Source organism: Bianquea renquensis (assembly GCF_014384895.1).
Lineage (GTDB): Bacteria > Bacillota > Clostridia > Lachnospirales > Bianqueaceae > Bianquea > Bianquea renquensis.
In genome coordinates this window covers 34,212-59,737 of record NZ_JACRSQ010000009.1, presented here as the reverse complement: position 1 = coordinate 59,737, position 25,526 = coordinate 34,212, and the positions used below count along the sequence as shown (strand labels likewise).

The window sequence follows — 25,526 nt, the reverse complement described above, 5'->3', positions numbered from 1 at the left end:
CGCTAACACCCCTGCCCCTTCCAAAATTCTTTTACTATCGGCCCTATGGACCGCGGTGTGACCCGATAGCACGGAAACCAATCCTTTGGAAATAAATCTCGATACCGGCTTTGTCCAAAGCGCTCATCCATGAGCAAAATCACCCCCTGATCCTCCTCTGTCCGTATCACTCGACCTGCCGCCTGAAAAATTTTGTTGATTCCCGGATACATATAGGCATACTGAAAGCCCAGCCCGCTGCGTTCCTGTATATAGTCCTGAATCAGGTTTCGTTCCAGCCCTAATTGGGGGAGGCCCACACTGACGACAGCAACGCCGATCAGCCTATCCCCTTTCAAATCGATTCCCTCAGAAAAGACGCCGCCCAATACACAGAAACCAAGCACCGCGCCCTCTTCCAGAGCAAAGTAGGAAAGAAACTCTTCCCTGTCCTCTTCGGTCATGGCGCTTTCCTGGCGCACCGTTCGCACCTGCGGATACGCGTCGATGAAAAATTCATAAATCAAGTTCAAATATTGAAACGAGGGAAAGAATACCATATAATGTCCTTCTCTTGCCATATAAAATTGATAGAGCATCGAGACCACTTCGCTCCGAGTCCGCTCTCTCGCATCATAGGTGGCCCGAATTCCGTCCGCAATCATAACAAGCTTTTTCTCTGGGTCAAAAGGGGATTCCAGGGCGATTGCCTTGTCCCTCCCCTGCCCTCCCAGCAAATCTTTGTAGTACTCGATGGGCGTGAATGTGGCAGAAAAAAACACGACGCTCCGGACGCCGGCGTACACCTCCTGTAGCTGCTTCGCCGGGTGGATACAAAACAATTTCAAGAGTAAATCCTGGCCTACCCTCTGCCCATAACAGAGATACCCATCTCCATAGACGTCCCAGATCCGCAGAAAAAACAGGACATTAAAATACAGCTCCATGGTCTCCTGGCCTGCGGCGGCACCATTTTCCAGCAGATACTCCTCACAGGCCTGAGAGAAAAGAGTACAATCATAGTACAGCTTTTCATCGGGCGCCTCCTCAATTCCATAGTCCGCTCCATCAAACCGCTTCTGCAGCGCCAGAAAATCCTGATTGATCCGGGTTAAGCTCCTCTTCAAGCTCTGAAATTGATCCTGCCCGCTGTCTGCCTTTAGCTTCTTATGAAACTCCATAAAGGACCGCTTTGATATGTGAGCGCTGAACATGTCCCTCGCCCGATCCACAAGATTATGCGCCTCATCCACCAGCAGAACATAGTCCCTCTTTTCCTCCTGAAAGAACCGCTTCAGGGACGCCGTGGGATCGAAGGCGTAGTTATAGTCACAGATGATCACATCCGCCCAGAGAGACAAGTCCAAGGAAAACTCAAAGGGGCAGACTTGATACGCCTCGCTCCATCTCAAAATGGATTCCTTGGAAAAGCAATCTTCCGCCTCCAAAGCCGCGTACAGGGCCTCATTGATCCGGTCAAAATGCCCCTTTGCGCGAGGGCAGATATCTGGATGGCAAAGGCGCTCCTCCATAGGGCAGAGCTTGTCCTTGGCCGTCAGGGAGATGGACTTCACCTTCAATCCCTCCGCCCGCAAAATCTCCAGCGCATTGCGGGCCGCTTGTCCCGTGACATTCTTCGCGGTCAGATAAAAAATCCGCTCCACCTTTCCCCGCTCAAATGCCTTAATCGCGGGGAACAAAGCGCTCATGGTTTTCCCGATTCCAGTGGGGGCCTGCAAAAATAATCGCTCTCCCTCCGCAATCGCCTTGAAGATATAGGCCGCCATCGTGCGCTGTCCCGGCCGGAAGTCGGAAAAAGGGAAGGATATCTGAGCCGCGCTATCATTGCGCCCCCGTTCCCACCGCTCTCTCCAGATAAGCCAGATTCCATACTGCTTGAGGGCGTCCTGGAAAAAAACTTCTAACTCGGAAAAGGAGAAGTCATCATCAAAATTTCGCACCTGCTCCGTTTCCACATGGCAGTAGACAAGCCGCACCCGCATCCGCTCCAAGGAATGCTGCTGCGCGTACATATAGGCATAGCACTTAGCCTGCGCCAGATGTGTCGGGTTCACCGCCAGCCGTTCCAGAGAGAGATAGGTGGACTTGATCTCGTCCACAGTCCAGACCCCTTCCTCCTGAAAGATTCCATCGGCCCGTCCCTCCACGACCATATCCACCTCCGGCGTCAGCTCCATCCGGTAGCGCAGAAACACTTCCTTCTCATATCCATCCGGCGCTTTCTTCTGGAGCTTCTGATGAATCCTTGTTCCTTCCTGCGCCCGCTGGGTTCCGGAAAAGCCTCCGGCAATATCGCCACTGCGGAATAAAAACTCCACCATCTGGCGCACAGGGATCCGCAATTCTTTTTTATCCCCCATCGGCTTTCCTCCTTCCCAAATTCCCTACAGGATAAAAAGTTCGCCTGACGGCGAACTTTTTATTACAACAAATAATACGGCAATTCCTCTTTTTTGCGGCGCGCTGGCGGATTTACCTCTTTGGGCGCTGCCTTTTCTGCCACTTTTTTCTTTGCTGTAGAGGCACTCGCCGCATTCCTGGTGGACGGCGCTTTCTTCGCGGTGGTCTTTTTAGCCGCCGCTTTCGGCTTGGCTTCGCCCTCCTCTTTCTTAGGGCGTCCTCGCCGCTTTGCCGCTGCCAGCTTCTTTTCCTCCTCCGGCTGTTTTATCGCGTCAACAGCCTTACCCGCCTCCGCGACGGTCTCCTCTTGCGTCTCCACGGCTGCCGCCATCACTTTCTCGTCTTCCATGTCCGTTTCCTCCATTTTATCAAGACTCGTTACCTTCTGTTCCATCTGTTCAAGGTCTATCTGTTCCCTTTCACGGGGCTGAAGAATCGGGATATCCTGGCGCTGCTCCCCCCCTGCACCATCGTGAAGGACCTGATCCACAAAATCATCCATGGGAAACCTGGTTTCCAGTGCCATCTGCAAAATCGTATACTGAGGACGGATCTCTTTCCCGCGGAGGATCGCCTGCCGTACCACTTTGGCCGTAATACCTGGCAACTGCCGCCAATCCACAGTGGCCCCTGTATGGAACATGGCCTGTTTCATCAAATCCAGGCGGGGCAACATGCGGGTAATCTCCTCATCGATCTGTGGTTTTAGCTGGACTAAGCGTTCCAGCCGCTGTAAACGGACGTCCCTCTGAAAATCGTAGTCGGCCAGAACCGTAGGCGCCGCTTTTCCATAGACTTCCGCAATCTCCGCCCTGTCAGCCTCCTCGTCGAACTGTTCCAGGAATCGCTTTGCCTCCTGCTGGGGGATGGTATAGGGAAGAAATTCTCGGTAGAGCTTATCCAAAATCATCGACCCCACCCCAACTTTGACGCCGTGGAAAATCGGCGGTTTTCCTGACAGCTGTAGCCACATCTCCCAAAAATGAGACAGATGATGCTCCGCGCCGGAGGCGGCTCTTGAGGAACCTGTATAGCTCATATAGATTCCGGAGGCCACAAGTCCCTCCATCAACCGCTCTAACAGCTCGTCGGCGAGTGGTCCCTCTGTGGGAGCTTCAAGGGCAAGCCTCATAACTTGGTCCGTCGTTTCCAGCATGCCATCCGCTATGAAGGCACAATAGTACTCTCCATTTACCAGATGGCTGATCCTCCACTCCAGGATTGCATTGTACTTAGCCGCCATATCCCCGATTCCCGCTAAAACCATGGAACGGGGCGCTGTCTGCATAATCTGTGTATCCCCGATGATCACAGCGGGAGGATCATAGTACTCAGAAATCTTGATATCATTCTTTGTGAGAGCTGCCACGGTGGAGGCGTAGCCATCCATGGAAGGCGCGGTGCCGACGACCCACTGCGGGCATCCCGCCGCATGGGCAACTGCTTTACCCAGATCATTGAGCGTTCCGGAGCCGACAGCGATGAGCACCGACGGCCTCTCCCCCAGCTGTGCCACAGCTGCACACCCCTCCTCCACCGCTCTCTCGTCCGCCTCCAGGACGCCATCCCGGTGATATACATGGGCATAGGTTCGGAGCGATTGCTGTCGGAGCATTTCTTCGATGCGCTGGCCCGCTACCTGCCACGTTGTCTCGTCCGCCAGCAAGAAGGCGCTCTCCTTCCCCTGTTCCTGCATAATCTCTGGAAGATGGTCCAAAGCCCCTCTTCCAATGATAATTCGATCGATGGCGGCTTTGTGCTTTCGTCCGCACTGGCAATCGATTTCTACATTGAGCTTCCCTGCAAAGATTTCTTCTCTAGACTCCATCGTGACTCAACTCCATTCTCTCACTCTCAGCAGCATCCTCCGGATTCAAGACATACCCTGTGTTGGCAAAAGCCCTCTCCGTGATCTCCTCAGGGTACCCGATATACTCCAGAATTCGAATGCCATTTGGCTTTGTCAGCGGTCCTTCCTTCAACTTATAATCGAAATCAAGGGAGTCACGGGTTACATTCTCAGAAAAATGATAGCTGGTGTAATCTGCATCCACATTCTGCGTAATCTCCATATCGTGGGTCGCCACAATGACCAATGTGTTCCGCTTGGCAAAGTATTGCAGGAGGGCCGAAGCCGCTGCCACCCTTTCCAGGGGATTGGTCCCCCGAAAAATCTCATCAATGATTAACAGGGAACATCGATCTTCCTCCAGGACATTGACCATCCGCAGAAGGGCTTCCGCCTCCGCCATATAATAACTCTTTCCTTCCAGCAGATCATCGCTAGGGCTGATGGATGTCAATACATTGAAAAATGACGTCTCATACTGTTTTGAAACGGTGGTGTAGATGGTCTGGGCAAAAACAGAATTGATGGCGACAGTGCGAAGAAAGGTGGACTTACCCGACATATTAGAACCGGTCACCACAATATTCTTGTGATCGATGGTAATGGAATTATAGACCGGATTGCTCAGCAGCGGATGCCCGACGCTCTCAGCGCGAATATACTGCCCCGCCTCAACAAACTTGGGCTTGGAGAAAATTCGCAGTCCTCTCCTGTAGGAGGCGACAGACTGAAATGCATCCAACTCTCCCAGCTTCCGATATAGAACGCGCAGGACCGCCACATCCTCTTCCACATGCTTTAGGGCTCGCAAAAAACCTCTTGCCTCCGAGAGAAACAACATCTTCGCATATTCAGAAAGTCCGAAAGGATCACCGCCGCCCAGGCCCACACTCCTGGCCTTTTTCAAGATCGTCGCGCACTTGACCGCACATTTTCCAAAAAACTCGTTATAGTCCTTTTGCAGCTGTGGATATCCCAGCTGCTCAATCACCTTCGCCGCATAGATCATCTTTCCGATGTACTTGATAGCGGGCATGGTGGCTTCCGTATGGGCGTTGAGTTTATTGTGGAAGACGGTGTTGACGATGAACATTATCAGAATCGGAATCAAGGCCCTGACTCCGATCAGGAAAACCGACAAAATTGAGAGGATCATGCAGACCGTCAAGACCGGCGCCCACGATGCGTAATCGGGCAAGCTCGGCATTCCTTTAAATAAAATAGAGGCTGCGCCATCATAGCCCTCTTTTCCTAAGAAATAAAAAACACAGGATAACTTCTCCCGCTCGTCTTTATTGTGCTGGAAAAAATCAATGAGCCGATCCCGCCTCTTGAGCTCCGCCTCATCAAATTGAAGTGTCCGCAGCGTATTGTACAGCACCTGCTGGCCTGACGATGAAAATGTCCGATTCACCTTGCGAAAGACTCGATTCATATCCATGTCATTCCACGTCTGGTCATCCAAAATCCAGTCTCGCTTCTTGAGCATGTCCACGAAAAATTCTTCCATGTCCTCGAACACCATATCGGTATCCTCATCTTCTTTGCCCCATTGCGATTGAACAAATTTGAAAACGCTCTTCTTGAATATCTTTGGCAAATACCGTTCCTCCCTTGCACTCACGCCTTAGCTATGCATTCGTATTCATTGTATCAAATTCTAGCAGACAACACAAGAGGTTTATCATTTTTTTCGGTTTTTCCTGTGGTCATAAAAATACCCGCCAATTTTTTCTTCTATTGACAAATCGCCTGCTTTGACGTATGATATAACCGTCATATATAACAGTGTTATAGGCGGAGATGGCGTAATGAGCGAAGCAGAGCAGACAACATTAAACTTACTTCTTTCGGCGGCTATGCAGGAGTTTCTTGAAAAAGGGTTCAAGTCTGCTTCCTTGCGAAATATTGTCCAAAAAGCGGGCGTTACAACCGGTGCATTTTATGGTTACTATAACAGCAAGGAAGATTTATTTGAAGCATTGGTGGGTGAACAATACGACTATTTTATGAATTGCTTTTGCAGAGCACAGCAGGAGTTTGCTGATTTACCGCCTGAGAATCAGCCAGATAATCTTGGCCGTATCTCCGGTGAATGTATGCACGATATGCTTTTATATGCTTACGAACACTTGAATGAATTTAAGCTCATTCTCTGCCGTTCAGAGGGAACACGTTTTTCAAAACTCATCGACGAAATGGTTGAGATCGAAACAAAAGGAACACATGATTATTTAGCGGTGCTTGAAAAGCTGGGCAGGCCGTCGCCGCCTATCGATGAGCGGTTAGAGCATATATTGATTACAGGAATGTTTAACACATTTTTTGAGTTGATTCTACATGAAATGCCACTTGAAGAAGCGGAATACTATCTAAAAGAGATGCGAGACTTCTACACCGCCGGATGGATCAAGATTATGGGGCAATAGGCCATGGCAATCTGCCCTCATATCATATAGAATTTTGGGGAGGTCTCCCAATAGGGAAAAAGACGGGCAATTAGCAATCGCTTCTTGCCCGTCTTTTTCTGTACTCCATGTCAACGCCTGTCATGGTTCTACTTTGTAGCAATGTGCAGTCTATTCAACTGTCACAGATTTGGCCAGATTCCTTGGCTTATCTACGTCATTTCCCAGCTTCACCGCCATATAGTAGGCAAATAGTTGCTGCACGATATTGGCCAACAGCGACGCAGCCATGGGATGACTCTTGGGAATCCAGATAACCTCGTCTGCCGCCTCTGTCACCTTCTCATTTCCCTCCTCCGCAATGCAGATGACCTTTGCACCACGGGCCTTGACTTCCTTTAGATTGCTGACAGTTTTCTCTGTCAGCTCCTGCTGTGTGATCAATCCGATGACCAAGGTATCACCGTCAATCATGGCAATTGGCCCATGCTTCAGCTCCCCCGCCGCATATGCTTCACTGTGGATATACGCGATCTCTTTCAGTTTCAGCGAGCCCTCCATACTGGCATAATAGTCGAGTCCGCGGCCGATATAAAACACACTTTTTTGTACTGTGGACGCAACGATATGGCGGATCGATTCCGCTCGCTCTAGAATTGACTGGATCTCCTCGGGCAGCGCGTACAGCTCCTGCCGCAGAATCGCAAACTCTTCGCGGGATAGCGTTCCTTGCATCCTGGACAAATACAGAACCAACAGATACATGGCCGCCAGCTGACAAGAGTATGCCTTCGTTGAAGCCACGGCAATCTCAGGGCCTGCCCAGGTATACAAGACGTTTTCCGCTTCCCGGTCCATGGTCGATCCCACAACGTTCACAATGGCCATAACCCGTGCGCCGGCCCTCTTTGCCATTCGTAGCGCCGCCAGCGTATCCGCCGTTTCCCCCGATTGGCTGATCACAATGACCAGGCTGTGAGAGTCAAGAACCGGATCCCGATATCGAAATTCCGATGCCGTCTCCGCCCACACGGGGAGACGCGCCATCTTCTCCAGCAGGTATTTTCCCACTAGACCGGCATGATAGGCCGTGCCGCATGCCACGATATAGATTCGATTCGTGTTGTCCAGCTCCTCCTTTGTAATGTGAATCCGATCCAACTTCACCTGTTCCTCGTTCATTGACAGTCTTGGCACAATTGTCGCTCTGACCACCTCAGGCTGCTCGAAAATCTCTTTGAGCATGAAATGCTCATATCCATTTTTCTCCGCCGCCTTTACATCCCAATGGACGTGGAAGATCTCCCGCTCCACTTTTTCTCCGCCGGCCCCGTAGATTTCAATGGTCTTTCGGCCCAAAACCGCAATCTCATTGTCATTTAATAGATAGATGTCTCTCGTATAGGGCAGGATGGCAGGGATATCGGAGGCAATAAAGTTCTCTCCGTCCCCTCTGCCAAGAATCAAAGGGCTATCCTTTCGCACGGCGTACAGCCGCTCTTCGTCATCCGCAAAGATAACCCCTAGCGCGTAGGAGCCCCGCATATCGCCAGCTGCAAGTCGTATGGCTTCCATGGCGTTGCCACATTGGCGGTAGTATTGATACATCAGGTTGGGAATCACCTCCGTGTCCGTCTCGGAAGCGAAATGAACTCCCTTCGCCTGCAATTCTTCGCGCAACTCGCTAAAGTTTTCGATGATTCCATTGTGAACCACCGCAATATGACGCCCTTCATCCAGATGCGGATGAGAGTTCACATCGGATGGTTCCCCGTGGGTTGCCCAGCGGGTATGGCCGATTCCCACATGTCCTTCCGGGAATTGGCACTCCTCGATCTGATCTCGAAGATTCGAAAGCCGTCCTTTTGCCTTTCGGATCCGCAGGCCTCTATCATTGATCGCGATTCCCGCCGAGTCATAGCCACGGTATTCTAAACTCGACAGGCCATCTAAAATCACATCCGTTGCCCTGTCAGTCCCGATATATCCTATTATTCCACACATACAAGTCCCTCCCATGCTATCTTTACCAAAGCGCACTTAAGTATACTGTACTATATGAAAAAAAACAAGAAAAAGGACGGCGTTTTGAAATTTTTTATCGATATGGTATAGACCATTGTTTATTTTGGTCTATACCATATTTCATTCCAAAACGCCGTTCCCCTAGCCGTTTACCCTCGATTTGATTCCCAATCTTATCTCAGCCGCTTACAACTGTCTCATTTCACATTTTCAATAGCTTTCGCAATGCGGTGTGCGTACGCCTCGATCTCCTCTGGATGTTCGCCTTCCAGCATAACGCGGATCAACGGTTCTGTCCCCGAAGGACGGATCAACACCCGCCCAGCCCCCTTCAATTGTTTTTCAACAAAGGCGATCTCCGCTGAAACCGCAGGATCCTGCTCATATCGCTCTTTCTGTTCCTTTGTCGCCTGCACATTGAGTAAAACCTGAGGCAGCACCTGCATCAAGCCCGCCAACTCCTCCAGTGGCTGGTTTAACTCTAGCATGGTCTGGCATACATGGAGGGAGGACAGCAGACCGTCCCCTGTCGTATTGTCATCTAAAAAGATGACATGTCCCGATTGCTCGCCTCCAATGTTATATCCCTGCTCAAGCATTCTCTCCAACACATAGCGGTCTCCCACCTTAGTGACCTCCAAATGCATCCCCGCCTTCTCTGCAAACAGATGCAAGCCCAGATTGCTCATAACTGTCACGACGATGGTATCTCGTTTTAGCAGTCCCTTTTGTTTCATCTGCGTGGCACAGAGGGCCATAATCTGATCGCCATCCACAAGATTGCCCCTGGCGTCCACAGCCAGGCAGCGGTCCGCATCCCCGTCAAAGGCAAACCCTACATCGTACGCGCCCTCTCTCATCTTCCGCTGCAATGCTTCCATATGGGTAGAGCCACAGCCGTCATTGATATTATACCCATCCGGCTTAGCAAAAATCGCGCTGACCTCAGCCCCAAGCTTGCGAAATGTCTTTTCCGCCGTCTCGCTGGCAGCTCCGTTGGCGCAGTCGAGAAAAACCTTTAGCCCTTTAAAGGATGCAGCGGGAATCGATGCGGCAAAGTCAACATAGTCTGTCACGGCCTGCTCGTGTATGTCCTCCACCCGGATTTGCTCTGGCTCCAGCATCGGCCGGGCAAGCAACCCCTCCTCCTCAATGCGGGCCTCGATGGAATCCTCAACAGCGTCCGGTAACTTGTATCCCTCGTGGTTAAAAAATTTGATCCCATTGTCCTTTGCTGGATTATGGGAAGCCGAGATCACAATCCCCGCGTCCGCCCTGTAAAACCTCGTCAAATATGCAACCGCCGGGGTTGGAACCACGCCGAGCAAAAGCGCCTTAGCGCCCGTTGAACAGATGCCCTTCACCAGCGCTTCCTCCAGCATTGGCCCAGAAAATCGAGTATCCCGGCCTAGCACAATGACCGGCTTATGGCGCCGATTTTCAGCCAGAACCTGCGCCCCAGCCCTTCCAAGCGCGTAGGCCAACTGTAGCGTCAACTCTTTTTCATACAAACCCCTAACTCCGTCTGTTCCAAATAATCGTCCCACTTTATTCCCTCCAATTTTTTCTATCGTCCATTGGCTTTACTCCACCCACATTGAAAGACTTCGGTACAACAAAATTTCGTCCGCCTTGCGGCGGACTTTTAGGGGAAGAGATGGCCGCCAGCCCTGGCGGTCATCTCTCTGCTTCTTCTACAAATCAGGAATGGGTACGGATGATCCCGTTTCCGGCTGGATCAAACTCATCTGAACGGATACGACTGGCTCCGACCCATATATCGTCACGCCCTCCGGCAGTCCTGTGACCTCCAGCTTGACCGACTGGAGCCCCTCCAAAAGTGCGCTGACGTCGATTTTACCTTTCAGATCGGCTACCTCTACAGCCTCCAGATCCTCTTGAAGGCCAGTAATACTGATATTCACACTGTCTGCGGGAATTGACGCCTCATAAAGGCTGCTCAAGCCTACAATCTCGATCTGATCCCGCGGCAGTGTGAGATTGGCGACTTCCTTCTTCTTGACAGTAAAGGTCAGCTTAACTGTCGTAGACTCGGGATTGTACAAATGGACCGTCCCCTCCGTCGCTTCCTCCAGCATGGCCTCTAAATCGTATTCCTGTTCAAAATTGCTTGTACAGGTATCCAGCTTCACCTCCGGAAGCACTATGCGGTCAATCTTCGCCACATCCACCTCAGATCCGTAAACCGTCACCTGCTTCTGTGACAGCCCGGCGTCATTCATGTAGACATAGCCATCCGGCGTGTCCCCTGTAATATTGGATATAATCGAAATGGTCTTAGTCTTATAGATGGACACGTATACCGACGCCAAGTTGGCAGAGACCAGTTTGAAGGAATCCCTCGGGATCGTATTTCCATCCTTGTCCAGAAGCAATACCTCACCCTTTGCCGGCATGCTAGCCGTCGCGCCGTCAATGTTGACGATGACCTTCGCAGTCTCGACAGCGTTGACTTTTGACTCCGCCCCATAGATACTGATGACATCTGGGGACGCATACACTGTGGAGTCATCCTCCAGCCGGACATACCCCTCCGCCGGAGTCCCCTCGATCTCATATTCGAGAGGCAGATTCACCGTAATATTGCTCTCCACCTTTACCTCGATGGTATGCACATTCTGGTTGTCCACCAGCTCAAAGGTTCCCGCTTTCCCAGCGTTCAGGGAATACTGGATATTGACCTGACTCTTGCCCGGCTGAATGTTTTTAAAATCAGCGGTCGCCGTGATGTAGGAGGATTTGAAATCGTCCAGCTCAGAGCGCCTTCCCCGGACCCAAACGGCAACGGTAAAATCGCTGGGATCGTACTCAATGGTCTGATCGTTGTTGCTCTCCGCTTCCTGCTCATTCAGGATCTCGACTTTGACCGTGAACGCTCGCTTGATGATGGGATCCTCCAAGTTGATATAAAGAAACCAAGCCAGCGTCGCGCAGACAATGGCGATCAGCTTCCAAATCCAGTTTCTCGTAAAGAACTCCAGGATCTCTTTCTTCACGATCCATCACCGCCCTTCCTGCGCATGAGCCTGGCTTTCAGCTTATTCACTTTGCTCCGCTTCTCTCCCAGAAGCTCCCTCCGGATGAAATCTCCGTCGATATGGCGGTAGAGCTGGCCACTGTACGCCATGGAAATATGCCCCGTCTCCTCCGAGACCACGAATATCTTGCTGTCGGAGATCTCGCTGAGGCCTAGCGCCGCCCGGTGCCGGGTCCCGAGCTCCTTGCTGATCTCCTGATTTTCTGACAGCGGAAGATAGCAGGTTGCCGACAAGATGCGATCCTCCCGTATGATCATCGCGCCGTCGTGGAGAGGGGTGTTGTGTTCAAAAATATTCATGATCAGCTGAGAGCTTATGGCGGCATCGATGGGGATTCCCGTCTGCTCATATTCCCCCAGCGCGACTTCCTGTTCAATGACGATCAGCGCTCCCGTTTTCACAGAGGACATCTGCTCCATGGCATAGACCAGCGCCTCCACATTCTCTTCGGACAACGTGTGGGATTCCACATTAAAAACCGAGGACAAAAAGCTCCCGCGGCCGATCTGCTCCAGCGCCCGTCTAAGTTCAGGCTGAAATATAATGATGACCGCGATAACCCCTACATTGATCGTAGCCTTAAAAATCCACTGTGTCATATTGAGCTGTAAAACGATCGAGACACCCGCAAACGCAAAAAGGAAAAAAATCCCCTTGAGGAGAATCCAGGCTCTCGTCTTACGAAACCATATCAGAAGTTCATAGATGATGAAGGCTATGACTAATATATCGATGATATCCGTAATCCGTATGTCTGGAAGCGCCCAGGCGCTGATATTCGTATCAACCTCAAAGAAAGACCGAACAAACTCTTCCATGGTTACACCCCTGTCTGCCACCGCCCTTGCCTTATCCGATAGCCTTCTCTTATTATACCATTCTTTCCGGCAAAAAAAAAGGCCGGATCGGGAACTTATATAAAATTTTTCTGGCAATTACTTTACAATTTTCGAAATACTAGCGCCGTCGGGCGCACTATAAAAGCGGAGGGCCAGCGCTCCCTCCGCTATAATGCTACTCCTCTTCATTGTCTTTTTTCTTGGTATCGAAGGATTTTCGAATCGTACTGATAAGCGACGGCTTATCCTGCTTCGCGGTTCTGCTCCTCTCCTCCGCGGGCCGCGCTTCCCTCGGCAACGGCTTTTTCTCAGGGTTCCTAGCAGGCCTCTCCCATTCTGACGCGCGAACCGTCTCCTGTGCCGCGTCCGCTCCGGTAATCTTCTTGATTTCTCGCCGCATCTTGCCCATGTTGATCTTGGGAATGACCTTGACATAATAATAGTAGTCGTCATCCTCAAAGGCAATCTTTTGCGCGGCCTGATAATTTAAAGCCATGTGCATGAATTCCAACAGCCCGATTAACAGCAAGCTCAAAAGGCTCAAAAAAATAATGGCAGCATACCCGCAATCCAGGCCCAGCGCGATTTTTCCCACAATAAGGCATACCATCCCCATAACCATTCCGACAGCTATGGAAATGTATTGGATATAGTCCATGCTGATCTTATTGAGCAAGTTGACAAGCAATACGACTCCCGAAAAGACGAAAACTAAAAAGATGAGCGTCTCATTGCGGAAAATCTGTTCCAAACTATATACCACAACATCCGATATCATCTTCGGCAGGGCGTCCAGGGCGGCCTGCTCCATCTCAAGAAATTTGGGCAGAACCTGAATGAATCCCCACAGCAGAGTTCCTCCTATGATTGGGACAATGGCTATACTTCCCACAAAAAGCCCGGCAAACAGGGGAACCAAAAGATACATTTTTAGGTTGATACACAGCGGCACTAGCAGCAGCATGTAAACATGATCGGGAAATAACCTAGCAATGGTAATGTATAGGATAACTAAAAAGACGCCCCCTATGATACCACCGATAAGTGAAACCTGTGTCATATTGACAATAGCTAAAACAAATGAAAGCAATACTCCACATCGATGTGGCAGAAGCACTGCCGCCATGGCCAGAAGCATATGGACAGGAAGGGCGTTATAGATTCCTTTACCCGTAAAGCCATCGTACCCGCTGACCAGTTGAAAGACCAGCAAAAAGGCAGCGAACTTCAGCAGAATCTTCAACACGAACTCATACTGCTTGATGAGCTTCGCAACGATTCCTCTGACCTGAAAGACCGTTCCTAGATTCATTCTCATTCCCCTTACTCCATGGTATTGATCTTATCAATCTGACGGTAATACGCGTCGAGCCGCCGATTTGCCTTGTCGTACCGAGGGCCATATACGCTGGATGTGATAATGGAAATGATGATGCCCAGCGCCAGATAGATCAGCACCGCTTTTATGACAAACCCTTGATAGTCATAGTGCAAAAGATCGACCGCTTGATTATAAACTTGATCAAACATATACGCCACCAGGGAAATCCCGTAGAAGATCGTAAGCCAGATCTTCGATTTCAGTCTCTCCATTCCGATATAGTCGTTTTTATAGTAGCGCTGAACGAAGGCGTCCCTGCGATAGTACCGTTTTTCATAGATTGCCGCCTGCGTCATCATCCGTATCTTTTCTTTATTGATCATCGAGACACATCCTTATCTAGACTTTACGCTCGCTGTTCTATAATAGCACAGGATCCCACTGTTTGCCAGTCTTTTCACCTTTTTTTAATAAAAATGAAATCATTCCCAGGCTTGACTACAGCCCTCACCAGAGCCGCCCAGGCAAGCCCTGGATGCTTTTCCAATTGCTGTAAAGGGCCAAATAGCTTATATATTATAGCAGAGATGCACCTTTTCTGCAAGTCCTCTTTTCAATCCTCTCCTTTTTGTACCTATAAAAAAAGTTCGCTTCGCGAACTTTGGAAGAACCTTCGGTTCTTCAGAATTGCGTCCGCCTTTCGGCGGACTTTCCTATTGGAAAAAAGTTCGCTTCGCGAACTTTGGAAGAACCTTCGGTTCTTCAGAATTGCGTCCGCCTTTCGGCGGACTTTCCTATTGGAAAAAAGTTCGCATTCGCGATCTTTGGAAGAACCTTCGGTTCTTTGGAATCAGGTCCGCCGTGTGGCGGACCTTGATCGATTTCCCGCGGCCTTGGCTCTTGCCTTTCTATGGTTCATCGCCCCATAGTGCTTACTCTATCTGCCACCGACCAGAAAATCGAAATAAGCGCGACTAAGATCCCTGTCGGTATGATGAGGAGACCTATGATTCCAAGGCTGAGCCCGGTCATCATCTGACTCAACCCTTTCTTTACCATAGATTTCAGACACTGCCTATGACTCCACCTATTGAGAACTCCCGTGGCATCCATTTTGCCCATCCTTTCTGCAAGTCCACGCTGGAAGACGAGTCAAATTTTAACTCCGACGTCATCTCCACCGTACCCTCAAAAGCATCATAGCAGACCATGATGTAGTGGCCACCGCTGTTACAACTTAGCTCGGTCTCAAAAAACCCGCTTTGATCCGCCTGCAATTCCGTCACTTCCTCGTTCATCCTGATTCGAATCCACGCTTGGCCAGACTCTGTGTTGATATGTCCGCGTACTCGCAGGGTTCTCTGTTTTACGGAAGCACCGCCAAAAACCACGTCGCGCCCTGTGCTTCCTCCGCAGTCCGCCCAGTATTGCCCGGTATAGGTATCGCCGGAAGCGCTGCGCTTGCCAATCAGATTCGTATCCTTCGTCAGCTGGGATTGTCCAAATTCCTCTGCGATGCCGTCGATAAAGTTATACACCGTTTCCGGCTCTAACTCCTTAAGCCCACAGCTTGCCAGGCCCAGAATCATGCAGAGGGCAACGGCGATAAAAATCCATCTCTTCATGCCGGCTCCCCCTTTGCACCGCTCACAATGGCAAAATACGCCTTGGATGTAATGTGGTACACCAGCACATAGAAGAATGCAAATATGAGGAAACAACAGACGGTAACGAGGATCAACAGATTTAGGTCAGTCAAACTAAACAGAACCAGGATTTTTTGGATGAGGGGAAAGGCGAAGGCCAGGTGTACACCGGCTGTCAACAGCGGCAGGAAGAACACTGTCAGAATCTGAGAGTTAATGCTTCTCTTGATGTCTTTCTGCGTCATCCCAACCTTCTGCATGATCCCAAACCGGGACTGGTCCTCGTATCCCTCCGAAACCTGTTTATAGTACATAATCAACACGGCGGCGAAGATAAACACCACGCCTAGAAGGATTCCAAGGAAAAACAATCCACCGTACATGCCATAAAATCCAGCTCTTTCCTTCGCAACGCCCTCGCAGGATACTGTAAAATCATCCCCTCCCCAGGAGGTTCCGCCGGAGATGGAGAGTTGCCGTAAGCTTTCCTGAAGTTCCTCCTGAATTTGTACCTGAACCTCGTCGGAGCCATCCAGATCAAACCCATAAAACCAGTGAAGCTCTATGACCGGATCCCCCCTCCAATTGGCTACATTTGTTATCGGCTGCAAGGTCTTGTTGAAATCTGGCACAAAGATATACATGGACGGGATCATCTGCATGGCATCCACGCCGTTGTCGGCAAAATCAGGGACCACTTTTTTGACCTTCATGGGCTCTCCATCTCCCAGGGCAATGGAATCCTCCTCATAATTTGATTTTGTGGTGTAGAGCAGAACTTCTCCAGGATCCAGTGTTTCATTCTGTCCCATCAATCGGTTGTAGTCCTCCAGCGGGACAAAAAATATCTGCCAGACATCCGTGTACGCGCTCAATTGAAACGTATAAATGGAGGACTGATCGACGTCAATGCGCCCGCCGTCGATATACCCGACCATAGCTGCTACCCGGTAATCTAATACGTTATCCAGAGATTGTCCGTGCTCCCTTGCAATCTGACTGGCAAGCTGGCGAACCTTTTCGACTGGCTCTGCTTCGAGTCGATCCAGCGTGGTTACCGATACATCCAGGTTAATATTTCTCGGGTAACGGGTGCGCAAACTATCCTCTGTCCCCACATATAGGCACACGGTGGCGGACATCATCACCAGTACCATGGTGCAGAGGATGCAAATTGAGGCAAGCCCGGCGCCGTTGCGCTTCATTCGGTACACCATGGACGATACGGATACAAAATGGTTCGTCTTATAGTAATAGGCTTTCTTTCTTTGCAGCAATCTGCAGATGGCCACAGACCCTGCGATGAACAGCAGATAGGTGGCGATGATGACCATGATCACAGCGACAAAAAACCAGACCATAGCTTCTATGGGATTCTCAATGGATACGGCAAGATAGTATGCAGCGCCCAAAATAATTGCGCCAGCTAAGGCTAGAAACCAGTTTGCCTTCGGCGGCTTCTCACCGGTATTCTCGCTGTGCAAAAGTTCAATGGGGTTGGACAGATGAATCTGCCGCAGTGTATTCAGCAGGATGAGAAAGAAAATGACAGCGAACAAGAGGAGGGTCTGTACGATTGCCTTTGGCTCCAGCGTTAGCACAAAGGATCCCTCCGCCCGCAGAATATTCACCATTCCCAGCTCTGCGAATTTGGAAAACACAATGCCGGCAACGAGGCCGCCTCCCAGGGAGATTGCGGCGATGATCAGGCTCTCCCACATAAGAACGCGGGCCAGATTTCGTTTTCCCATGCCGAGAATATTATAGAGTCCAAATTCCTTTTTACGCCTGCGAGTCAGAAAGGAATTGGTATAAAACAGGAAGATCAGGGCAAACACGCCGATGACTCTCACTCCAAGTCCCAGCATCCCCTGCATGATATCCCCTCCCGGCATACTGGTCAATAGGGCGCTGGACGTGAGAAAAGACATAATATAAAACATCATGACCATTCCCATGCACGTCAAGATGTAGGGCGTGTACAGGCGCTTGTTCTTTCGAATCCCGGTCCATGCCAATTTTGGATAAAAGCTATGCTTCATCGCCGGTCACCGCCTGTCGCCAACATCGTCAGGGTATCGGATATCTTCTGGTACAGCTGTTCATTGGTGCTGTTACCCCGATAAATCTGATGAAACACCTCTCCATCCTTAATAAACAGCACCCGCCCCGCATGGCTGGCTGCTTTTACAGAATGGGTCACCATGAGGATGGTCTGCCCTTTCCGGTTGATTTCACTAAAAAGCCGCAAAAGCTCATCGGTCGCCCTTGAGTCCAGCGCCCCGGTGGGTTCGTCCGCCAGTATCAGTCTTGGGTTTGTAATCAAAGCTCTCGCCACCGCTGCCCGCTGCTTCTGCCCACCGGAGACTTCATAGGGATACTTCTTCAGGATATCCGCAATCCCCAGCTGCGAAGCGATGGGCGTCAGGCGCTGCTTCATCTCCGTATAATGCTTTCCGGCCAGTACCAAGGGAAGATAGATGTTATCCTCCAGTGTGAAGGTATCCAGCAGATTGAAATCCTGAAATACAAATCCCAGATTGTCCCTGCGGAAAGCAGAGACAGCAGACTCCTTGACTTTCGAGAGGTCTCGCCCATCCAGGCTTACGATGCCATTGGTGGGCTTATCCAGCGCCGCCAGAATATTGAGCAGCGTTGTTTTTCCAGAACCGGATTCCCCCATAATCGCCACATACTCGCCTTGCTCCACGGTAAACGATACATTCTTGAGAGCTTCCACCTTATTCCCGCCGAAACGAGTGGTGTACACCTTTTTGAGCCCGTTGACTTCTAATATGCTCATCAAACTTCCTCCTTGTTCCTTTGCTGCCTATATTGTAGCAAAAAGGAGAAATGCGCTGCCATCGAATTGGCTTACATTTCCCCTTTCCCTTCTTACAAAATTGTAAGAAGTCTATTCCATCTCCAATTTTCTCTTCTCCAACTGGATGCGGATCACCGTCCCGCTGTCCAGAGAAGAATGGGCCGTAATGGTATGTCCGAGATTTCCACAGATCCGCCGGCACAGATACAGTCCAATACCACTGGCCTTCTTGTCGCTGCGCCCATTGTATCCGGTATATCCCTTTTCAAAGATCCGCGGAAGATCCTCCGGGGCGATGCCGATCCCCGTATCCCGAATATACAGAGTTTTGGGCGCTTCCAGCCCGATGGTGATCGCCCCAGATTCTGTGTACTTGAGCGCATTGGAAAGCACCTGCTCCAGGACAAAGAGCAGCCATTTTTCGTCGGTTAATACCCAGGTATCCAATGGCTCATACTCCAGCCGTATCTTTCTTTTTATAAACTGGCTTGCAAACTTTTTAACCGCTTGCTTTACAATGGCATCCAGGTTATAGTCTTTGATCACATAGTCGGTTGAGTTTGCATCCAGCCGTAGGTAGCACAGTACCATATCCACGTACTGCTCAATCCGAAAGAGATCCTCCGCAATCTTGCGGGAAAACTCCGAATCTTCGTTCTGTAGGTTCAGCCGCATGGAGGCGATGGGAGTTTTGATCTGATGCGCCCAGATGGTATAATACTCCACCATATCAGAGTACCGGAGATTCATCTGATTTTCCAGTTGCCTTTGCTCCTCCTGGAGCGTCTGAATGATCTGCTGATAGTCCGCATCCTCCAGCGTAGCGATGGCCGGAAATTCCGCCATCATCTCAGCGGATAGCTTCTGCATCTCCAAAAGCTGCCGGTGCTTGCGGTATGCTCTTTGGAGATCAAAGCCAAAAAAGAGCGCGCCCAACAGCGCGCAGACAAGGGCCGGGTACCCCACGGCGCCTGTCGGCAGATGATACAGCGCAAAAGCGCAGAGGAAAATCAAGCAACACAGTCCAAACACTGCAATTCCCATCCGGCGCTGTTTCAAGTAGGCAGCAAAAAATTTCATGCAAATTTCCTTTCTCCGCTGTCAGGTAATGATATAGCCGACCCCAAACTTCGTTGTGATGAACTCGGTAAGTCCCACGGCGTCTAGCTTCTTTCGAAGGCGGTTCACATTGACTGTCAGTGTATTTTCATCGACAAAGCTATCAGTTTCCCAAAGACGTTCCATCAGTTTTTCCCGGCTTACCACTTTTCCTTTGTTCTCCATCAAGGCCAGCAGGATGCGGTATTCATTCTTCGTCAGATCAATCCGCTCCCCCTCATAGGTCAGCGTATTGTCCCCTGTATTCAAAAGGGCTCCCCTGTGCTCCAGAACCGGAACGGCCGCCGCAAAATCATAGGTACGGCGCAGCATCGCCTGGATTTTAGCCATGAGGACGCCCTGATCAAAGGGCTTAGCAATAAAATCGTCGGCCCCGAGATTCATGGCCATGACGATGTTCATATTGTCCGATGCCGATGAGATGAAGATGATCGGTACCTTTGACACCTTTCGGATCTCGCTGCACCAGTGATATCCATTAAAAAATGGCAGGGCAATATCCAACAGCACAAGATGCGGATCATAGTCCGCAAAGTCCGCCAGGACATTTCGAAAATTCTGAACACACTGGGCTTGTAAATCCCACATCTTCGCTTGTTCCTTGATGGCCTCGGCAATCCCTCTGTCATCCTCCACAATTAATATCTTATACATTGCCTCCCCCTTTGAGTTCAGCACCTGTAACCGGGCACCGTTATCCTTTGATTATACTTCCGGAGATGCGCGCCGTCAATCCTCAAAATTATTCAGATGGCATGGTCCATCTGGGCGCGAGTTGTCAAAGGAGTATTTATATTTAAGGCATAAAAATAAGGCCGGGAACCTATTTCCAGATTCTCGGCCCGCGGGAAATATTGCTTGTTATGCAGTTTTGTCTGCTTTTAACTTCTTTACTTCCTCAAGAGAAAGTCCAGCATATTCGGCAATTTTCTCAAGAGTTAAAGTACCATCAGCTAACATTCTCTTTGCAACATTAATCATGCCCTCTTTAAGTGTTTGGTTTCTCATATCTTCCATAGCCTTACACATGACTGCGATTCCCTCCTTACTTTCTTTAAAAAATTTTACCCTGTCTGCTAACACGCCGTAGTACATATCCGATGGATTCGTACAGGAAAAATCGTGCATTAACTTTCCGATTGGCGATTCGTCGCGGTATGCTCCGTTCACATACAGGATATGCGTACCGTCCTCAAACCTTTCGCCGGTTTCCAGTATACAGCGCTCAATCCGATATAAAGGTTTCTCTTTTCCCATCACGTCATTCTCGGTTATGAAAACAACATAGGTCGTTTTCCCGATCTTCTTTACCAGCGCGTGCGCGTCCTTTGACGTTGCGCCGGGCGCGAAGAAAAGTTTTCTCACCATCGCCGGGAATGGACTTATATCTCTCGTCTTTGGTAGAGATATGTCGAGAGGTTCCAGGAAGCCACGAGGAGCAGTCCGCCTAAGCCAAGCGCCGCTGGTATCAACCAAGAACCGATATTGGAGAGGAGCTGGCCCGTGTTGATATCAAGGCTCAGCGCTCCGAGGGCACCAAATGTGCCACAGACAGCCAAAATGACCGCAAAATATACGATCCGCCCTTTTTCTACGCCAAACTTAAATACCGTAGGCAGCAATATGCACGGCGGGATCAGGCCTAACGCCGGGAGAATGGAGAGTATCGTGAAGTATGAGTTCCAATCCACATCCCCGGAGATGAACATATGGATAGCCTGCACAATGGCAATCAAACCTATGCCGATCCCTAAGAAAATCAGGGTGACAATATACTTCACCGATACAAACTCCCTGTGCGTATAGGGGAAGGCGCCTACATACACATTCCACTTGCTCTTTTCATCGTAGGAGATCAGGTTGACAGGAATGATGCCCGCCATCAGCACCGGATAGAATAGAAAAAATGTACTGTTGCCGTAGATAGACGCAATCGCAAAAATGATTGTAATCGCGAGATAGACCCGGCAATATTTCATTGCCATATAGAAATCCTTCAAAATTAACCCCTTCATCTTATTTCGCCTCCTTTGCCATGAACACAAACAGTTCCTCAATGCTGACCGGGCTGATATTCATGCCCGGCGGGATGGCATCCCGCTGTACAATGGCTTCAACGCCATAGGCCGATTCCTTTTTCCCCCGGATTGCAGCCGGGTTCAACTCTCTGAGCTGCTCTGCCGTGCAGTGGAGTATCCCATACTGCTCCAGAAGCACATCCTTTTCTTCACACAATAACAGTTTTCCCTTGTGCAGAAATGCAATATAGTCGCAGATCTTTTCCAGATCGCTGACAATATGGGACGAAATCAAGACAGCATGGGTCTCATCCCTTGTGAATTCACTGAACATATCCAGTACTTCATCCCGAACCACCGGATCCAGCCCGTTCGTGGCCTCGTCGAGAATCAGCAGCTTCGGGTGATGCGACATGGCAACTGCAATTCCTAGTTTCATCTTCATTCCGCGGGAAAAATCCTTGAACTCTCTGTCCCTGGGGATATCCAGTTTATTCAGGTATGCAATATATACGTTTTCATCCCACCTCTGGTAGGTATTGCGCATGATGTTGTGAACCTGTCTTGCGGTTAAGCATTCTGGGAAACCTACCTCGTCCAGGACAACGCCGATATCCTCTTTCGTCGCCCTCATTTCATCCTGATTGTCTTTTCCCAAAATGGTTATGCTTCCACTGTCTCCTCGGATCATGTCCAGAATCAGTCTGATGGTAGTACTCTTACCTGCTCCGTTCTCACCGATCAAGCCCATAATACATCCACATGGGAGCACCAAATTGATATGTTCCAACGTGAAGCCGCCGTAGGATTTAGTCAAACCTTTGATTTCAAGTGCATTCATGGCTTACTCCTCCTCAATGATATCGAACATCTCCAAAATATCCCGCTTTGTCAGATTACAAGATGCGGCTAGCTGCGCAATCTTCCGCATATAGTCTTCGATCTTTTTTAGATTCTCTTCGCGCAGCAGCTCTACATTCTTGGGGGCTACAAAGCACCCCTTTGCCGCCACTGTATAGATAAACCCCTCTTTTTCAAGTTCATCGTAGGCGCGCTTTGTTGTCACCACGCTGATCCGAAGATCCTTTGCCAGATTTCGAATCGAAGGAAGCGCCTCATCTTCCTGCAGCGTTCCGCTAATGATCTGGTTTTTGATCTGGGAATAGATCTGATCGTATATCGGCGCACCGCTTTTATTATCAATGAAGATATTCACCTTGTCACCTCTTTCGCTCATCTGTATATAAACAGTATATACAGTAATTACATATTTGTCAATGGTGTATTTAAAAAAAAGATCGCAGTCGAGGCGCCCTCCGCAAGAAAGGCGCCCTGATGACTGCTTTTGGATATGATGAAAATCGGCGTGACCGCTGTGGTCCGCCGATTTCACTATTCACTATTGCTCGCTGTAACTGTGGACAGGGACATTAGAGCCTCTCACATTTCCATAAGCCTCATCACATGTTGGACGACTTCCTCCGTCCATTCTGTCCCCCGACCTATGGATTGTGCCAATCGTTCAAACCGTATCCGAATCGCTTCCTCGTCACCGCGCTCATCAAACAGTTTCAAGAATCGCACCCACCACCGGGCTTCAATACCGGCAAGATTGGTCTTCATTGCCTCTTCTATCCAATCATCCATCAGACCAGGTACGCGGGCAATTCTTCCAAAGTTCCCTCCCTTGTCATCATGGACGGTATCCGAATATGAACTGCCTGCATCGGGATATGGGTGAGTATCCGCATGATCAACAGGTTTGGCGGTCGCGCTTCTATGCTCCCAATAATAGGTCCGAAGGTCGGCTACATATTTTGCCTGCTCAATATAAGGTGATTCCAGTATAGGAGTGCCAGATATCACATTCGATAGTGACCACGGGAACACCGCGATCAAATCCCATATTGTCATTGCATTTGCAGAGGCTCGGAAACGGAAAGACGGCATTTCTTCTTTAGCAAGAAGATACCAGCCTTTTAATTCAATGCCTATCACAGGGGCATCCCCGCCATTACGCTCGAGACGAACATCTGGAAAACTCTCAGCATACCTCTTAAACTCATAATCGGCCCATCTCCCTTCTGGATCCCAGATCGCACGTGTCTCATTTAGAGTGGCCACCGTCTGCTCTTCAATTGCGCCACCTAATAGGGTGTTCAGGGCAAACAGATCGATTGCTGAAAGTCCCTCCATGTTGATTGTGGATGTAAAATGCATCGGAACCGCCCTTAAAGCCCGTACCACACCTTCCCGAAGTAAAGTACGCTCGTCATCTCCCGGCAATTCATATCTTTCTGGCATCACTGTACCCCCTCATAAATCCCGTTCATTCTGAAATATTCATTGGCTTCTTCCAGTCTTGCTAGGGCAAGATCAAAGAATGTATCATCTATCTCAGCAGAATATGAATACCGTCCAAGCAGAACAGACGCGACAGACCCAGTGGCAAGACCGCCGAAAGGTTCCCATACTATATCCCCTTCATTTGTGGTTGAAGCAACCTGTGTCAGCATCAAGTCTAACGGCTTCTGGTTGAGATGCGCTGCGGACTGCTTCGTGGGCTTATAAGTCCGCGGTGCGCTTCTCTCCATCGTACCTTTAAGCCGCTCTGAATCTGCCAATGGCGGACGGCTCCATACATTCGTAATTCCGTTTTTATGATTCCATATTGCACGCAACTTATCCCAATCTGCCGCAGTTATGGGGTGTTTTCCGTCCAAGGAAAAATAGGGCCAATCTGTCGGAGCTCCATACTTCGTGCAGTATTCAGCCATTTTTTGAACAGCTTCACCCGGCGGCCAGTACCACAACCAATCCGAAGTTAGGTATTTTCGCGTCGCCGCATTCTTGACTCCACATGCGTCATTTGATTTTGACATAGGCAAGCCGCTTCTTCGCCACTCAGCCCGAAGCCAACCTTTAGCATCAAGCGTCTGACCATCGCCAGTATCCAGAAATACTTTACGTCTATAAAGCGCAGATACTTCAGTTACGACGGGAAGTTGGCGTATCGTCTGGCCGTTAACGTTCCCAGCAATATGGGCCAGCCCCTTGTCCCATATGGCTAATTGAACATATTCCCAACCTGTCGCAAGCAGAAGGGGATGAACTGTAGCCCATCCAACTTCTGTATTCCAGAACCACAAACTTGTAGACGGTTTTGCTGCCTTTGCCCATGCCAGAACATGCGGTTGATACCATTCACTCAACTCATATGCGTCTGACGTATCGCCCCTGAATCCTCTAACACCATAAGCTCCATCCGAGATTATCACATCGGGCGAAGGCCAATCTTTATATTTCTCTGAAACATTTCCGTGGAAAAGATGGAATCGTTTTTCTGAGTCGGCAATATTGTTATCCATCAAATCCCCTCCTCCTTCTGTGAAGTACTATATCACAGATTGTAGTGATTTTCAATCCTTTCTCAGCAAAACCGTTCCCGAAAAAGGGACAGCGGAGGTCGCTCCCCGCTGTCCCGTACTGTTGCATTAAAAAACCTTGCGTGTCAGTGCATACATCTTCATGTCCAACACCTTGCCGTTTTTGAAGGCATTGCTTTTCAGCGTCCCTTCACACTGAAATCCCGCTTTCTCTAGCACTCGACATGAACCGATGTTATAGGCGAAGGGTTCGGCAAAAATTCGTAGGATATCTGTATTCTCAAAGATATAGCGGCAAAGTTCTTTTACGGCATGGGTCATGATCCCTTGTCCCCAATAGCTTTCCGCAAGATAATAGCCGAGCTCGGCGGTACGATTATGGATATTTCCCTGACGGAACGCGCCAATGCTACCGATTGCCTCATCGTCGGCTGTGACAGCAAAGGCAAAGGTAGCATGTTCGTCCGCTGACAGCATCGCATTGATATATTCCAATGCAGCGGTCTCGGTGTAGGGATAGGGAAGTCCATCCCGCAGATTATTCAAAATATTCATATTGGACAAAGCAGCGGCGAGAGCCTTTGCATCGCTCTGCCTCCATTTTCTGATTTCATATTGCATTGCCGTCCCCC

At 49.7% G+C, this 25,526-nt stretch carries 22 protein-coding genes; 1 reads left to right on the top strand and 21 read right to left on the bottom strand.

The features are described 5' to 3' along the window. Window positions 1-2: 2 nt before the first annotated feature. The 3 genes from H8730_RS07745 to H8730_RS07735 all read right to left on the bottom strand — a co-directional run bounded on the left by H8730_RS07745 (window position 3) and on the right by H8730_RS07735 (window position 5,849). Entirely contained in the window at window positions 3-2,360 is a 2,358-nt protein-coding gene (locus H8730_RS07745) for an ATP-dependent DNA helicase (RefSeq protein ID WP_177719601.1), read from the bottom strand. A 62-nt stretch (window positions 2,361-2,422) separates the two neighbouring features. Next, on the bottom strand, window positions 2,423-4,228 hold the full coding sequence (locus tag H8730_RS07740; RefSeq protein WP_177719600.1) for an iron-containing alcohol dehydrogenase: 1,806 nt from the start codon (window positions 4,226-4,228) through the stop codon (window positions 2,423-2,425). After that, on the bottom strand, window positions 4,218-5,849 hold the full coding sequence (locus H8730_RS07735) for a MutS-related protein (RefSeq protein WP_177719599.1): 1,632 nt from the start codon (window positions 5,847-5,849) through the stop codon (window positions 4,218-4,220). The genes H8730_RS07740 and H8730_RS07735 overlap by 11 nt, the downstream gene beginning before the upstream one ends. A gap of 211 nt (window positions 5,850-6,060) precedes the next feature. On the opposite strand from H8730_RS07735, the gene H8730_RS07730 reads away from it, so the two are divergent. Then, window positions 6,061-6,678: a TetR/AcrR family transcriptional regulator gene (locus H8730_RS07730; protein WP_177719598.1), complete on the top strand. Its 618-nt coding sequence runs from the start codon at window positions 6,061-6,063 to the stop codon at window positions 6,676-6,678. A gap of 150 nt (window positions 6,679-6,828) precedes the next feature. Here the strand turns inward: H8730_RS07730 and glmS are convergent, their stop codons facing one another. From glmS to H8730_RS07640, 18 genes are all read right to left on the bottom strand, one after another. Next, entirely contained in the window at window positions 6,829-8,661 is a 1,833-nt protein-coding gene (gene glmS / locus H8730_RS07725) for a glutamine--fructose-6-phosphate transaminase (isomerizing) (protein WP_177719597.1), read from the bottom strand. A 218-nt stretch (window positions 8,662-8,879) separates the two neighbouring features. Further along, window positions 8,880-10,229 carry a phosphoglucosamine mutase gene (glmM, locus tag H8730_RS07720; protein ID WP_177719596.1) on the bottom strand — a complete coding sequence of 450 codons (1,350 nt, stop codon included), beginning with the start codon at window positions 10,227-10,229 and terminating at the stop codon, window positions 8,880-8,882. Between the two features lie 147 nt (window positions 10,230-10,376). After that, on the bottom strand, window positions 10,377-11,699 hold the full coding sequence (locus H8730_RS07715; RefSeq protein ID WP_249289631.1) for a CdaR family protein: 1,323 nt from the start codon (window positions 11,697-11,699) through the stop codon (window positions 10,377-10,379). Then, a complete protein-coding gene (gene cdaA, locus H8730_RS07710) occupies window positions 11,696-12,559 on the bottom strand; it encodes a diadenylate cyclase CdaA (protein ID WP_177719594.1) in 864 nt (287 codons plus the stop codon). The genes H8730_RS07715 and cdaA overlap by 4 nt, the downstream gene beginning before the upstream one ends. A 196-nt stretch (window positions 12,560-12,755) precedes the next feature. Further along, entirely contained in the window at window positions 12,756-13,898 is a 1,143-nt protein-coding gene (locus H8730_RS07705) for a hypothetical protein (RefSeq protein ID WP_177719593.1), read from the bottom strand. A 5-nt stretch (window positions 13,899-13,903) separates the two neighbouring features. Continuing rightward, entirely contained in the window at window positions 13,904-14,284 is a 381-nt protein-coding gene (locus tag H8730_RS07700) for a hypothetical protein (RefSeq protein WP_177719592.1), read from the bottom strand. A 681-nt stretch (window positions 14,285-14,965) separates the two neighbouring features. Next, on the bottom strand, window positions 14,966-15,526 hold the full coding sequence (locus tag H8730_RS07695; protein WP_177719591.1) for an LptM family lipoprotein: 561 nt from the start codon (window positions 15,524-15,526) through the stop codon (window positions 14,966-14,968). After that, window positions 15,523-17,589 carry an ABC transporter permease gene (locus H8730_RS07690; protein WP_177719590.1) on the bottom strand — a complete coding sequence of 689 codons (2,067 nt, stop codon included), beginning with the start codon at window positions 17,587-17,589 and terminating at the stop codon, window positions 15,523-15,525. Before H8730_RS07690 ends, H8730_RS07695 begins: the two co-directional genes overlap by 4 nt. Next, entirely contained in the window at window positions 17,586-18,350 is a 765-nt protein-coding gene (locus tag H8730_RS07685) for an ABC transporter ATP-binding protein (RefSeq protein WP_177719589.1), read from the bottom strand. Before H8730_RS07685 ends, H8730_RS07690 begins: the two co-directional genes overlap by 4 nt. A gap of 111 nt (window positions 18,351-18,461) precedes the next feature. Beyond that, window positions 18,462-19,451, bottom strand: a complete 990-nt coding sequence (locus H8730_RS07680; RefSeq protein WP_249289630.1) for a sensor histidine kinase — start codon at window positions 19,449-19,451, stop codon at window positions 18,462-18,464. Between the two features lie 21 nt (window positions 19,452-19,472). Continuing rightward, a complete protein-coding gene (locus H8730_RS07675) occupies window positions 19,473-20,144 on the bottom strand; it encodes a response regulator transcription factor (protein ID WP_177719587.1) in 672 nt (223 codons plus the stop codon). Between the two features lie 207 nt (window positions 20,145-20,351). Then, window positions 20,352-20,747 carry a hypothetical protein gene (locus H8730_RS07670; protein WP_346726565.1) on the bottom strand — a complete coding sequence of 132 codons (396 nt, stop codon included), beginning with the start codon at window positions 20,745-20,747 and terminating at the stop codon, window positions 20,352-20,354. A 125-nt stretch (window positions 20,748-20,872) separates the two neighbouring features. Beyond that, complete coding sequence (locus tag H8730_RS07665; protein WP_177719586.1) at window positions 20,873-21,505, bottom strand: ABC-2 transporter permease; 633 nt, start codon at window positions 21,503-21,505, stop codon at window positions 20,873-20,875. A 1-nt stretch (window position 21,506) separates the two neighbouring features. Continuing rightward, window positions 21,507-22,349, bottom strand: coding sequence for an ABC transporter ATP-binding protein (locus tag H8730_RS07660; RefSeq protein ID WP_177719585.1), 843 nt, complete (start codon window positions 22,347-22,349; stop codon window positions 21,507-21,509). 3 nt (window positions 22,350-22,352) lie between these two features. Continuing rightward, window positions 22,353-22,724: a GntR family transcriptional regulator gene (locus tag H8730_RS07655; protein WP_177719584.1), complete on the bottom strand. Its 372-nt coding sequence runs from the start codon at window positions 22,722-22,724 to the stop codon at window positions 22,353-22,355. A 224-nt stretch (window positions 22,725-22,948) separates the two neighbouring features. Further along, window positions 22,949-23,812, bottom strand: coding sequence for a hypothetical protein (locus H8730_RS07650; RefSeq protein ID WP_177719583.1), 864 nt, complete (start codon window positions 23,810-23,812; stop codon window positions 22,949-22,951). Continuing rightward, window positions 23,812-24,876 (bottom strand): DNA methyltransferase, encoded by a 1,065-nt coding sequence (locus H8730_RS07645; RefSeq protein WP_177719582.1) that lies wholly within the window; start codon window positions 24,874-24,876, stop codon window positions 23,812-23,814. Before H8730_RS07645 ends, H8730_RS07650 begins: the two co-directional genes overlap by 1 nt. A gap of 126 nt (window positions 24,877-25,002) precedes the next feature. Then, window positions 25,003-25,515 carry a GNAT family N-acetyltransferase gene (locus H8730_RS07640; RefSeq protein WP_177718331.1) on the bottom strand — a complete coding sequence of 171 codons (513 nt, stop codon included), beginning with the start codon at window positions 25,513-25,515 and terminating at the stop codon, window positions 25,003-25,005. Between the last annotated feature and the right edge of the window lie 11 nt (window positions 25,516-25,526).

Bases quoted from the DNA above. Each gene is read 5' to 3' on its own strand.
- H8730_RS07745 (WP_177719601.1), bottom strand. From the start codon at position 2,360: ATGGGGGATAAAAAAGAATTGCGGATCCCTGTGCGCCAGATGGTGGAG.
- H8730_RS07685 (WP_177719589.1), bottom strand. From the start codon at position 18,350: ATGAGCATATTAGAAGTCAACGGGCTCAAAAAGGTGTACACCACTCGT.
- H8730_RS07705 (WP_177719593.1), bottom strand. From the start codon at position 13,898: ATGAGAATGAATCTAGGAACGGTCTTTCAGGTCAGAGGAATCGTTGCG.
- cdaA (WP_177719594.1), bottom strand. From the start codon at position 12,559: ATGGAAGAGTTTGTTCGGTCTTTCTTTGAGGTTGATACGAATATCAGC.
- H8730_RS07640 (WP_177718331.1), bottom strand. From the start codon at position 25,515: ATGCAATATGAAATCAGAAAATGGAGGCAGAGCGATGCAAAGGCTCTC.
- H8730_RS07650 (WP_177719583.1), bottom strand. From the start codon at position 23,812: ATGCCAGAAAGATATGAATTGCCGGGAGATGACGAGCGTACTTTACTT.
- H8730_RS07645 (WP_177719582.1), bottom strand. From the start codon at position 24,876: ATGGATAACAATATTGCCGACTCAGAAAAACGATTCCATCTTTTCCAC.
- H8730_RS07680 (WP_249289630.1), bottom strand. From the start codon at position 19,451: ATGAAATTTTTTGCTGCCTACTTGAAACAGCGCCGGATGGGAATTGCA.
- H8730_RS07660 (WP_177719585.1), bottom strand. From the start codon at position 22,349: ATGAATGCACTTGAAATCAAAGGTTTGACTAAATCCTACGGCGGCTTC.
- glmS (WP_177719597.1), bottom strand. From the start codon at position 8,661: ATGTGTGGAATAATAGGATATATCGGGACTGACAGGGCAACGGATGTG.
- H8730_RS07695 (WP_177719591.1), bottom strand. From the start codon at position 15,526: ATGAAGAGATGGATTTTTATCGCCGTTGCCCTCTGCATGATTCTGGGC.
- H8730_RS07730 (WP_177719598.1), top strand. From the start codon at position 6,061: ATGAGCGAAGCAGAGCAGACAACATTAAACTTACTTCTTTCGGCGGCT.
- H8730_RS07690 (WP_177719590.1), bottom strand. From the start codon at position 17,589: ATGAAGCATAGCTTTTATCCAAAATTGGCATGGACCGGGATTCGAAAG.
- H8730_RS07665 (WP_177719586.1), bottom strand. From the start codon at position 21,505: ATGAAGGGGTTAATTTTGAAGGATTTCTATATGGCAATGAAATATTGC.
- H8730_RS07670 (WP_346726565.1), bottom strand. From the start codon at position 20,747: ATGGGAAAAGAGAAACCTTTATATCGGATTGAGCGCTGTATACTGGAA.
- H8730_RS07700 (WP_177719592.1), bottom strand. From the start codon at position 14,284: ATGATCAATAAAGAAAAGATACGGATGATGACGCAGGCGGCAATCTAT.
- H8730_RS07675 (WP_177719587.1), bottom strand. From the start codon at position 20,144: ATGTATAAGATATTAATTGTGGAGGATGACAGAGGGATTGCCGAGGCC.
- H8730_RS07740 (WP_177719600.1), bottom strand. From the start codon at position 4,228: ATGGAGTCTAGAGAAGAAATCTTTGCAGGGAAGCTCAATGTAGAAATC.